The organism is Streptomyces beijiangensis (genome assembly GCF_017315755.1).
Classification (GTDB): Bacteria; Actinomycetota; Actinomycetes; order Streptomycetales; family Streptomycetaceae; genus Streptomyces; species Streptomyces beijiangensis.
This window is the reverse complement of the sequence record NZ_JAFLRJ010000419.1, coordinates 1-11,143: the sequence shown is the minus strand read 5'-3', so window position 1 is coordinate 11,143 and position 11,143 is coordinate 1. Positions and strand designations below refer to the sequence as shown.

Annotated in this window: 10 protein-coding genes; 4 read left to right on the top strand and 6 right to left on the bottom strand. The window is 67.2% G+C overall.

The window, feature by feature from the left end; translation table 11 throughout:
* Positions 1-1,021: 1,021 nt before the first annotated feature.
* From J0695_RS33335 to J0695_RS33320, 4 genes are all read right to left on the bottom strand, one after another.
* Entirely contained in the window at positions 1,022-1,399 is a 378-nt protein-coding gene (locus J0695_RS33335; RefSeq protein WP_206968504.1) for a hypothetical protein, read from the bottom strand.
* 554 nt (positions 1,400-1,953) lie between these two features.
* Positions 1,954-2,523, bottom strand: coding sequence for a PH domain-containing protein (locus J0695_RS33330; protein ID WP_206968503.1), 570 nt, complete (start codon positions 2,521-2,523; stop codon positions 1,954-1,956).
* Positions 2,524-2,972: 449 nt separating this feature from the next.
* Entirely contained in the window at positions 2,973-3,404 is a 432-nt protein-coding gene (locus J0695_RS33325) for a GNAT family N-acetyltransferase (protein ID WP_307798849.1), read from the bottom strand.
* Positions 3,405-3,974: 570 nt separating this feature from the next.
* Positions 3,975-5,444: an MFS transporter gene (locus J0695_RS33320; RefSeq protein WP_206968501.1), complete on the bottom strand. Its 1,470-nt coding sequence runs from the start codon at positions 5,442-5,444 to the stop codon at positions 3,975-3,977.
* Between the two features lie 145 nt (positions 5,445-5,589).
* Here J0695_RS33320 and J0695_RS33315 point away from each other — a divergent pair, with 145 nt between their 5' ends.
* From J0695_RS33315 to J0695_RS33300, 4 genes are all read left to right on the top strand, one after another.
* Positions 5,590-6,156 (top strand): TetR/AcrR family transcriptional regulator, encoded by a 567-nt coding sequence (locus J0695_RS33315; RefSeq protein WP_206968500.1) that lies wholly within the window; start codon positions 5,590-5,592, stop codon positions 6,154-6,156.
* A 330-nt stretch (positions 6,157-6,486) separates the two neighbouring features.
* On the top strand, positions 6,487-6,711 hold the full coding sequence (locus J0695_RS33310; protein WP_206968499.1) for a hypothetical protein: 225 nt from the start codon (positions 6,487-6,489) through the stop codon (positions 6,709-6,711).
* Between the two features lie 293 nt (positions 6,712-7,004).
* Positions 7,005-7,544 (top strand): ArsR/SmtB family transcription factor, encoded by a 540-nt coding sequence (locus J0695_RS33305; RefSeq protein WP_206968498.1) that lies wholly within the window; start codon positions 7,005-7,007, stop codon positions 7,542-7,544.
* A complete protein-coding gene (locus tag J0695_RS33300) occupies positions 7,541-8,836 on the top strand; it encodes an MFS transporter (protein ID WP_206968497.1) in 1,296 nt (431 codons plus the stop codon). The genes J0695_RS33305 and J0695_RS33300 overlap by 4 nt, the downstream gene beginning before the upstream one ends.
* 48 nt (positions 8,837-8,884) lie before the next feature.
* Here J0695_RS33300 and J0695_RS33295 read toward each other — a convergent pair whose 3' ends face one another.
* Both J0695_RS33295 and J0695_RS33290 read right to left on the bottom strand, forming a co-directional pair.
* Positions 8,885-10,168, bottom strand: a complete 1,284-nt coding sequence (locus J0695_RS33295; protein WP_206968496.1) for a glutamate-5-semialdehyde dehydrogenase — start codon at positions 10,166-10,168, stop codon at positions 8,885-8,887.
* The coding region (locus J0695_RS33290) for a DMT family transporter (protein WP_372445859.1) at positions 10,165-11,143 on the bottom strand (979 nt) is incomplete at its 5' end. The genes J0695_RS33290 and J0695_RS33295, both read right to left, overlap by 4 nt.

Below are 11,143 nucleotides of genomic sequence, written 5' to 3'. Positions count from 1 at the left end.
GAATTGCTCCGCAATTCGGCCTCCGGAAATCGCTCCGCGATTTCACGGGATGAAATACGCTCCGCATATTTCATAGTCTGGCCACAGTTAGATACAGCGACCACGCTGTTTGACGACCTGTCAATTTTGCTTAATCTCAATACAATTGAGCAAGGTATGTTCAGCCAGATCAAGCTGCACTTGAGATCCCAGATCTGCAGTCTGTCTGCCCCACGCATCAATAGTATGCCTGTCCCTCGCAGCCAAGGAACGGATGATTCCGTCTCAGCGCCGGATGTTACGCTGCAGCTGGGTCGCTCTTGTCGTTTGACGACCCGTCAATTGCGCTCACGCCAAAGGCGAATTCACAACTATACCCATCCAGATCAGGGCTTCGTTTCGTTCGGGACCGACAGGAAGAGTGCGTGTCTGAACGACGCGAGTGTACCCCTCGTGATCAAGGCACATCGTGCCGTCCTGGAGCGTCTTGCTCTCGAGCCGCCGGTGGTGGCGGGCGGATCTGGTAGATGCGTAGCCGGACTGCCAGGCGCCCGGGCGGAGGTCATCGCTTTCCCAGCCCGGAACCTGGCAAGTACGGGCAGTCTCAGCTCTCAGGCCACCGCGCGAGTCCCCAGCCCTATTCAGAACCAGCGCACCAGTCCCTTGAATATCCGGAAGGCTTTGGCCCTTCGTGAGGCCGTCGCAAACCACTCGCGATCCCTGTCAATACTCGATCGTGTGACTCCGGCCTCGCTTCTACTATTATGAGCAGGGACCAAATAGCCGCAAGCAATTCGCCACCCCACCCGGAATGCTGAGATCCCTAGTAGTCGAGCAGCCGCATATTGGGATACCCACTCCTCATCAGGACAGGAGATCGGAGCGTTGCCCCATCCATTCATTACTCGCGGGTATGAACTTTCTGGCATGGCATCCTCAAACGCTTCGTTCTGTGAGATCTCGGATTGACCTCGTCCGTCAATTTCCCCTATGGAGACCGTGCTTCCCGATGTCTCAACGAGGGCGGGAAGCGCGGAATCCTTCAGAACAGCCAGTCGCCCGTGGGCCGCCACTTCGCTTTGATGAGCGCGTGGTCCCGGAAGTGCTTCAGTGCGTGGGCCACCGTCAGCGAGGCCAGTTCGTGCCGGTCGTCACGGTCCCGTTGCGACAGCCCTTCTCGTGCATGGACGGGGCGCCCCTGCTGGCGGCACTGCTTGAAGATCTCGCCGGTACGCATCCACTTCTTCATCACGGGAAGCGCGTAGTCGACGAGGGCCGACTCGAACTGCAGGTAGGACGGGCCGGTGAAACCGCGCTGACGCAGGTGTTCCAGGAGCACCCGGTCCGCCTCGATGCGAGCGGCCGCCTCGGCGGCCTGGTGTTCCTCGTCCCTCGCGGCCGGCTCCGGTATCTGTGCCACGGGCTCCCGGCCTGTGAACTGGCCATTGGACCGTTCCAGCTCAGTCTCCGGGTCCTCAACTGGGAGAGCATCGTCCACCACCCCCGACAACCATCCGCGCTCCTCGGCTTGCGACACCCGCCGCACCGGCCGGCCTGGGCGGAATCGGCGCCCTTGTCGGTTCCCTCGTCGGTGCGCCCTAGCCCTTCATGCTAGCCGTGGTCTGCATCACGCTCTTGGTCACCGGGGTGCAGTCGGTGCTTCACGACGTGATCCCTCAAGAGGCCGCCGGCCGCCCCTGAAAAAGGGTTCCTGACCTGCACCCGTCCCGCGCCACTATTACGAGAACAGGGCCTAGTCAGGCGACCAGGAGCGAGCCGAGGAAACGGCGCAGGCGGGCGAGCGTCACCCGATGTCGTCCGTACGGCGCCAGAGGTCGTCGGACACGCGCTCGAACTCCCAGCGCTGCCACGGCTCTTCCGCCGGCCCCCGGTGAGCAGATGGCGACCATTTCATGGTCGGATGGGGCCAGACTCCGGTGAGTCTGACCCCTTCCGCCGTGCAGATGTGCTGCTTCAGACACCGATCACCACGGCAGCCACCGCGCACGCTATGGCGAGGGCGAGGAAGACATCCGCAGTCCAGGCGTGAGTCATTCCGTGGTTCTTTACAGTTGCTCCGGGCTCCGTACGGCGTGAGGTGCCCGCGCGACGGGCGGCGTTGATGCGTTCCACCGCGCGATCCGTACTGCCGACAAAGGAGTCGAGCAGGGAACCACCGAAGGCACTGGCATAGACAGGTTCCCCATCGGCTCCCATCAGGGTCAGAGTGCCGCTTCTGTTGGTGCTCACTTCGCGGATAGCCCGGTAGGGCATTCGGTACGTGATGAGCGGATTCACGACGGTCACCCGGTCACCGAGGATGATCCTCGAGCCAAGGATCCGGCGGGCCACCGTCACCGCAATGAAGGCGGTGGCGCTGCCGGCCAGCGGGCCGCCGCTGGTCCGTGTCGTGAGTCCGGCGACGGCGCAGCCGAGGATGCCGAAGAACAGAGTGCACACCCAGGACATGGCCGGATAGGACTTCCGGCGCAGCACTTCGGGGTGCACGCCGGAATGTCCTGCGGACTTTGGTTTTCCCGTCATGGCCTGGGCTCCCTCTGCTCTCGTTGTGCTCACGCGGTCAGCACCCCCGACCATCGTTCCGAGGCTGGCGCTGCCCGAACCACAGAAGGCGGTGTTGAAGCCAGCGTTGACTGACATGTTCCCGTAAGTTTCGCCCCCACTTTGTACGAATCGACTGCTGGACGACGGCGTGCCTGATGCTGTTGGCGGGACCCACGACTCGGACGGACGGGCCGCGGACGATGGCACTGGCCCCGTACGCCTCCCGCCAAGTGTTCGCGCTGCCGACGGCCGACCAGGCGAGGTCCTTGGCGTAAGCCCTGACATCCCAGTTCCCGTCCAGTGCTCCTACCGCCTCGCCAGCACCAGGGCTCGGGCCGAGGAGCCCACGAAGGCCAGCTGACTGTAATCTCGTTCTTCGCGCCGGAGAAGGGTGGTCCTGGCGGGCAGGCGCCCGTCAGGACCACCACCTACAAAGACGTCTGCAAAGTCACTGACTGAGGCGCGAAGCCGTTGCGCTCGTAGAACTTTATGGCCTCGGCGTTGCTCGAGTATGCCGTCACCTCGGCGGCTTCGGCCCCTGATTCCTTCGCCCAGCCGGAGAACTCCGCGACCAGACGTCCTCCGATCCGGCTCCGGCGAAACCCGGGTTGCACATACATGCTCACCAGCGTCGCGAACTTCACCGGCTTCATCGCAGATGCTTCACCCAGCGCACCTACGAGATGCCCCACAACCGCGCCCTCGCAAGTGGCGACGAGCAACAGCCGGTTCGGATCGTCTATGCCGGTGGCGAACCGTTGGGGGCCATGTTCACGAGGCCAATCGATGTTGATGCTTGGATCGCGAGTCCCGGCGTCCTCAGCGAACAACGCGCTACTGCACTCGACGAGTCCGTCCACGTCCTGGTGCTCAGCCCTACGGACAACCACTACCTGTCGTTGATCACTCATGGGCCGCGACGCTACCGGCAGGCACTGACATCTCGGCCCAAGTGCCTCCCAAACTCGTGAACTTATCGATGCACCAAGACCGAAAAGCGACTCCCGAACTCGCGGTCAAACGCCGCTGCTGAACGTGAACGAAGCCAGTTGATTGAGAACCGCGCGGCGGAAACCCAGGCTGCGTTCGGCCGACTGCCACGTTCTACTGCTCACCGCATCGCCGCGCGCCAGGTCCGCCCCAGTCCGCTGCACCCGTCACGAAGTATCCGCGTGCTCCTCTGTGTGCAACCACCAAGTACAGAGATATGTGCCCGAATCGCCGACGACCCAGTGGTCGTCAATGAATTTGAAGGGGCAGAAACTCTCAGGCATGATCGCTCACATGCTGCAAGGCAGACCCTGAGGCTGCGTCCCATCCGCGCATGACCCACTTTTCTGTGGATCCAATTTCGTTCTGCGGTACAGCATGCTTGAAAGCCGGTGTGCCTGCGGAAGATGAGTGGCCAAAAGAGGATGTCGCTGACGCCGTCAACGGCTGTTCGCGGATGTCTCGTTCGAGGTGGTGACTGCATCTGGACCGGTGGAACGTTGCGGCGCCGCGGAGCCTTCCGCGGGCTTGGACTTCGCCAGCCACAGGCCGGTGAACGCGGCGGTGGCCAAAGTGACGGTGCCGGCGGCGAGGAAGGCGCTGTTGAGGCCGGTCTCGAAGGAGGCGCCGCCGGATTGGCGGGTGCGGACGACGGCTCCGAGTACCGCCACGCCGAGCACCGCGCCGATCTGCCGGGTGGTGCTGCTGATGCCTGATGCGAGGCCGCCTTCCTGCGGGCTGACTGCTTGGATGGCGGCTCCCGTCAGTGGGGACATGGTCAGGGCGAAGCCGGTGCCGACGACTGCCAGCCGCCACCACACGTTGCCGTAGCCGGTGTCGGCGTGCACCATGCCGAGCGCCAGCAGTCCCAGGCCGGCCAGGACCAGGCCGGTGGTCACCACGATGCGGAAGCCGTTCCGGGCGGCGAGCCGGCCCGCGTACGGGCTGACGATCACCATGGCGAGGGATACCGGCAGGGTCTGCAGGCCGGCGCGCAGGATCGAGCTGCCCTGGACGTACACGAAGAACTGGGAGAAGAAGAACGACGAACCCATGAGCGCGAACCCCACCACGACCATGGCGGTGTTGGACACGGTGAACAGGCGCTGCCTGAACAGCCGCAGGGGCAGCATCGGAGCGGAACGACGCGCTTCGACGGCGACGAAGGCGGCGAGGAGGATCACCGCGGCGGTGAAGCTGCCCAGGATCACCGGCGACGTCCAGCCGCGGGCACCACCCTCGATGAGCCCGTAGGTCAGCGCCCCCACTCCCAGAACGGACAGCACCGTTCCCGGGATGTCGATCGCGGGGGCGTTCGGATTGCGGGCTTCTTCAAGGCTGCGCAGACCGACCAGCAGAAGGACCACGCCGATGGGCAGGTTGACCAGGAAGATGGCGGGCCAGCCGAAGGCGTCTGTCAGCACGCCGCCGGCCACGGGGCCTGCGGCCAGACCGATTCCGCTGAATCCGGCCCACAGCCCGATCGCCTTGATTCGTTCTTGTGGCACGGGATAGGCGGCGGCGAGCAGGGCGAGCGAGGCGGGGCTCAGCGCTGCGGCTCCGATGCCCTGCAGCACCCGGCCGGCGACCAGCCAGCCGACCGAGGGCGCGAGGCTGCACAGCACCGACGCGGTGGTGAACACCGCCACGCCGGTCAGGTACACCCGCTTGCGGCCGAACTTGTCGGCGAAGATTCCGCCGGACAGCAGCAGCATGGCGACCAGCAGTACGTACGCGTCGACGATCCATTGCAGACCGGTCAGCTGAGTGTGCAGCCGGTGCTGCATATCGGGCAGCGCTGCTCCAACAATCGTGTTGTCGAGCAGGACCATGAATTGGCCCAGGCAGGTCACCGTGAGCAGCACGGCCCGGTTTGGTCGACTGCCTACGGCCTCAGGCGGTGCAGCCATGGGGATTCCTCTCAATCGCTGGTTGCGCCTCTCCACAGCTGACGGGGTCAGCCTCCAGCGCTCTAACGCAGTCGGGGGCTGCGTTAGGTGACTATAGGGAGGATTGCCTCGCAAACGCAAGTATCAACTGCGTTAAGGTGGGGGCATGAACGAGCGACAGCGAGCCCAGCGGCCCGGCGGGCGCAGCGCCCGCGTCGGCGCGGAGGTGCACCAGGCGGTCACCGAGCTGATCAGTGAGCGCGGCTACGGCAACTTCACCGTCGGCGAGGTCGCAGCCCGCGCGGGTGTGGCCGACAGCAGCATCTACCGCCGGTGGGGCGGCCTGGAAACCCTGCTCACCGACGTGGCGCTCACCCGCCTCAATACGCGTTCGCCGATGCCCGACACCGGGAGCCTGGCCGGCGACCTGCGTACGTACGCGGCCCAAGTGGCCCGCGAGATCACCGGACCCGACGGTCTGGCGGTGGTGCGCCTGGCCGTCGCCCTGTCGAGCAACGGTCAGCAGGGCCTGCAGGCGCGTGACGACCTCCTCGCCGAACGCACCCGGCAACTGCAGTCCATGCTCGATCGCGCCCGCGAGCGCGGCGAGCACGCACCCGACGCGTTCGGCGTGGTGGACCACATCATGGCCCCGATGTATATCCGCGTTTTGCTCGGCATGGGCCCGCTCACCCCGGACTACGTCGACGGGCTGGTCGACCGATTGCTGTGACCTCAACCCGGTTGCCGTTGCTTCCTGTTGGTTCCGGGCCGGCGCCTTGCGAGGCCGTTGCCCTCCGCCGGCACGGCGAGATGCTTACCAGGTGATTCCGGCGGCCATCGGCAGGTTGCCGCCGGTGGCGGGCGGCAGCCACGAGCTCTCCGGCCTCGGGCCGATGATCACAGTTTCCGCTTGGCCGATCGCCACCGGCGCCCCGGGCTCCGAACTCCGAACTCCCGAAATCGATGTTCTTTTCCGGCGCCCGATGGTGACAGGTGAGCCGCTCTCCGAGTCTTCTGGATCAGGTCACGTCACCGGGGGTGCTGTTGGACGATGGTCGGCATGATGACGCTGTGGGAGTACGGCGAGCTGCGGCTCCGCTGGCGGCAGAACGGGGTCTGGACAGGTCCGAGGGGCCAGGGTGCGGAGGTTGATCCCGAGGCCGTCGTGGCGTTCCTCAACCGGTTGGGCAGTGAGGGGTGGGAGGCCGTGGCGATGACCCACACGGATCCGGGCAAGTACGGCCCGACCCGTACCTATCTGATGAAGCGGCAGCAGGTGACGTGACTTGCGCGGGGCCCGGTCAGGCCGGGCCGGTCAGCGCGGCGGAGAGCATCCGGCTCACGCCGGCCTCGTAGCTCTGGTGACCGGTGGTGGCCGCGTGGGCCGGACACCGCTGTTGGGCGGCTTCTGGTGTCGGTGCGGGTGAGGACTGCGGGCAGCTGGTGCACCTGCGCGACCTGTCATGCAGACACAGCTTCTCACTCGCGGGAGCGAAGGCTTCTCGCGCCGGACGTGAAGTCCGGAAAGCCGTACGGGACCCCTTGATTAATGGTCAAGGATCGTTGACCATTGGGCACATGCCTGCCGACGATCTTCCCGAGACGCTTCACGTCACCACCGACGAGCAGCTGCGCGCCGTCTCCAACCTCACGCGTCACCGGATCATGGCCCTGCTCCGCTTCGAGCCGGCGACGATTACGCAGATCGCCGCGCAGGTGGGCCTCGCGAAGGGGAGTTCCAGCTATCACGTGCGGCTGCTCGAGCGGGCCGGCCTGGTGAAGGTGGTGCGGACGCGGAAGGTGCGGGGGGTCACCGAGCGGTACTACGCGATGGCCGCACGGGCGATCGTGCTGCCGGATCCGGGGGCGGGGCAGCCGGATGTGCTGATGCGGCAGGCGGTGGCGGACCTGGAGGCGGCGCCGGTGGATGGCGAGCGGCACGTACGGATGGCGCATCTGCGGCTCACCGGGGAGCAGTTCGCGGAGCTGGGGGTGCGGCTGCAGGCGCTGGCTGACGAGTACCGGGAGCTGTCCGATCCGTTGCTGCCGGACGTGTCGCTCGCCTTCGCGCTGTTCCACCCGGCGCCGCGCGAGCAGGCCGAGGGGGGCTCCAAGTGACCTCGGAGGCAGGGAAGTTGCCGGCCGGGTTCGGACGGCTGTGGACCGCGCAGACGGTGTCTTCGCTCGGTGACGGGGTGATGCATGCCGCGCTGCCGCTGCTCGCGCTGACGTTGACGCGGGATCCGATGGCGCTCGCCGTCGTCACGGCCGCCGGGACGCTGCCGTGGCTGCTGTTCGGGGTGCTCGGCGGTGCGCTGGTGGACCGCTGGGACCGCCGGCGCACGATGTGGGTCGCGGACGCGGCGCGTGCGGTGCTGCTCGCGATACCGGTGGCGGCGGCCGCGCTCGATGTGCTGAGCATTTCGCTGCTCGCGGCCGTCGCCTTCCTGCTCGGCCTCGGCGCGCTCTTCTTCGATACGGCCGCCACGGCCTATCTGCCGGATCTGCTCGGCCGCGACCCCGCGCTCCTGGAGCGCGCCAACTCCCGTCTGCGCGGCGCCCAGACCGCCGCGTCCGGCTTCGCGGGGCCGCCCTTGGGCAGTGCGCTGCTGGCGCTCGGGCGGGCGGTTCCGCTGCTCGCCGATGCGGTGTCGTTCGCGCTCTCCGCACTGCTCGTACGGTCGTTGCCTTCCGCGCCCCGGCCCGTACCGCAGGCCCGTGAGTCGCTGCTGCGGCAGGCGCGGGCCGGGGCCTCCTACGTCTTCCGGAATCGGTTGCTGCTCGGGCTCGCACTGCGTCCGGCGGTCGGGAACGTGGCCTTCCTCGCGGTGGAGACCGTACTCGCCCTCTTCGCGCACGATCGTCTCGGCATCGGTGCTTTCGGCTTCGGCCTGCTTCTCACGGCGGAGGCCACCGGCGGTCTGCTCGGTGCGGGCATCGCCTCCTTCCTGGGCCGACGACTTGGCACCGGTACCGCGCTGACCTGCACGGCCGCGGTCGAGGGGCTGGCCGTCCTGGGGCTGGCCGCCGCTCCGAATCCGTATGTGGCCGGGCTCGCGCTCGCCGTCTGCGGGGCGGGCATGGGCGCCACGATGGTGCTCGGACCCTCCCTGCGGCAGGCGATCGTCCCGGCGCACCTGATGGGCCGGGTCGCCTCCACTTCCCGCATGCTCGCCATGTGCGCCGCGCCGTTCGGCGCCTTCCTCGGCGGCTGGCTGGCCACCACGTACGACGTGCGCACCCCGCTCTACGCCGCCGCCGGTCTCCTGCTCACCATGACCGCCGTCACGGCGACCATGACCAGCAACCGCCGGGTCGAGGCGGCACTGCGTGGCGCTGCCCCGGTCGGCGGTCCAGGCCACCTGGGATCCCCGGATCCGGTTCAGGAGAGTGCACGCGAATTGTTGTGACACTTTCGCGGAGTCGACGTCCTACGGGCGCCGAACCGGGTGATCGCTTCACCGGATGTGGCCGTCGCCGGTCACGATGTACTTCGTCGAGGTCAGCTCGGGCAGCCCCATCGGCCCGCGCGCATGGAGTTTCTGCGTGGAGATCCCGATCTCCGCACCGAATCCGAACTGCCCCCCGTCGGTGAACCGGGTCGAGGCGTTCACCGCGACCGCGGCCGAGTCCACGAGCTGGGTGAAGCGCCGCGCCGCCTGCTGCGACGACGTCACGATCGCCTCCGTATGCCCCGAACTCCACAACCGGATGTGATGCACCGCCGTCTCCAGCGAATCCACAACCGCCGCCGCGATGTCATACGACAGATACTCCCTCTCCCAGTCCTCGACGGTGGCCGCCACCACCGACGCCTTCGACCCCTCGGCGAACGCCACCATCCGCTCATCGCCATGCACCGTGACCCCCGCCTCCGCCAGCGCCGCCAACGCCCGCGGCACGAACACCTCCGCGATATCCCGGTGCACCAACAACGTCTCGGCCGCATTGCACACCGAAGGCCGCTGCGCCTTGGAATTGACCAGGATCGCAACCGCCATATCGACATCCGCCGTCGCATCCACATACACATGACAGTTACCGGTACCGGTCTCGATGACCGGCACCATCGACTGCTCCACCACCGTACGGATCAGCGACGCACCGCCACGCGGGATCAGCACATCCACCATGCCGCGCGCCCGCATCAACTCCCCCACCGACTCCCGGGACTCACCCGGCACCAACTGCACAGCATCCGCCGGCAACCCCGAACCACCCACCGCATCGCGCAACACCCGCACCAGCGCCGTATTCGAGGCATAAGCCGACGAAGAACCCCGCAACAGCACCGCGTTGCCGGACTTCAGACACAACGCCGCCGCATCGACCGTGACATTGGGCCGGGCCTCATAAATGATCCCGACCACCCCCAACGGCACCCGCACCTGCCGCAGATCAATCCCATTGGGCAACGTCGAGCCACGCACCACCTCACCCACCGGATCCGCCAGCGCCGCCACCTCCCGCACATCCGCGGCAATCGCACGGATCCGCTCCGGAGTCAGCGTGAGCCGGTCGACAACCGACTCGCCGGTCCCCGCGGCCCGCGCCTTCGCCACGTCCACCGCGTTCGCCTCGACGATCTCGGCGGTCCGCACCTCCAGCGCGTCCGCCACCGCCAGCAGCGCATCATCCTTGGCGGCACGCGGCAACGGGGCGAGATCCGCCGCAGCAGCACGCGCACGATAAGCGGCCTGAACGACCGGGGACTGGTCGGAAAGTGGTGAAGGTGTGGTCATGCCCGCACTTTCGTCTTCGTGAGGGTGTCGGTGCTTGTTCCGTGTCCGGTCGTCACGGGGCGGCTGGTGCGGTGTGGTGTGTTTCCTGGTCTCTCTGCCGCCAGCACGATCAGCCCGGCTACCGCAACAGCCCCGCAGCACACGGCGAGTACGGTGCCGGCCGAGCCGTCACGGAACGTTTCTCCGAACAGCGTGAGGCCCACGACGACTGCCACCACCGGGTTCGTCGCCGTCACCACTGCCAGCGGTGCGGCGAGGCCGGCTCCGCGGTATGCGGCTTGCGAGAGGAGTGTTCCTGCGGTCGCGAGCGCCCCGATGATGACCAGGCTCGGGAGCTGCCCGGCTGTCGAGCCCTCGTCCCAGCCGACTGTGGCGGTCTTGGTGAAGACGGAGGCGATCCCGAAGGCCACGCCGGCCGCCGCTGCGAGGAGTACGCCGCGCAGCACCGGGTGGCGGCGCGCGGCGCGCGCGGCCGCCACGAGAGCGGCCATGGCGCCGAGGGTGGTGAGGGCGATCGTGATGCGCTGGGCTTCGTCGAGTGACGATGACATTGCGCTCGTGGTGAGGGTCAGCAGGCCCACGAGGCCAAGGGACGCCACGATCGCTCCGCACCAGGCGGTGGTTCTGGCTCTGCGCTGGACGAACAGGGCGGCCAGTGGCAGCACGAAGACGATGGCCAGGGCGCCCAGCGGCTGTACGAGGGTCAGCGGTCCGTAGGCGAGTGCCGCCACGTGGAGTACCGCGCCCAGAGCGTTCAGTCCTACCGCGGCCCACCAGCCGGGACGGTGCAGGGGTGCGTAGGGGTGGTCGGGTGAGGTGGCGGCGATGCGTTCTTGGACGATCGCCCCGCCGGCGTAGGCCACCGCGGAGATGAGGGAGAGGAGCCCGGACAGGGCGAGCGTGTTCATGGTGAGCTCCGCTCCGTCGCACGGGTCTGGTGGCGTGGGCTGGTCACCCGCCCGGAGCGCCGGGCGG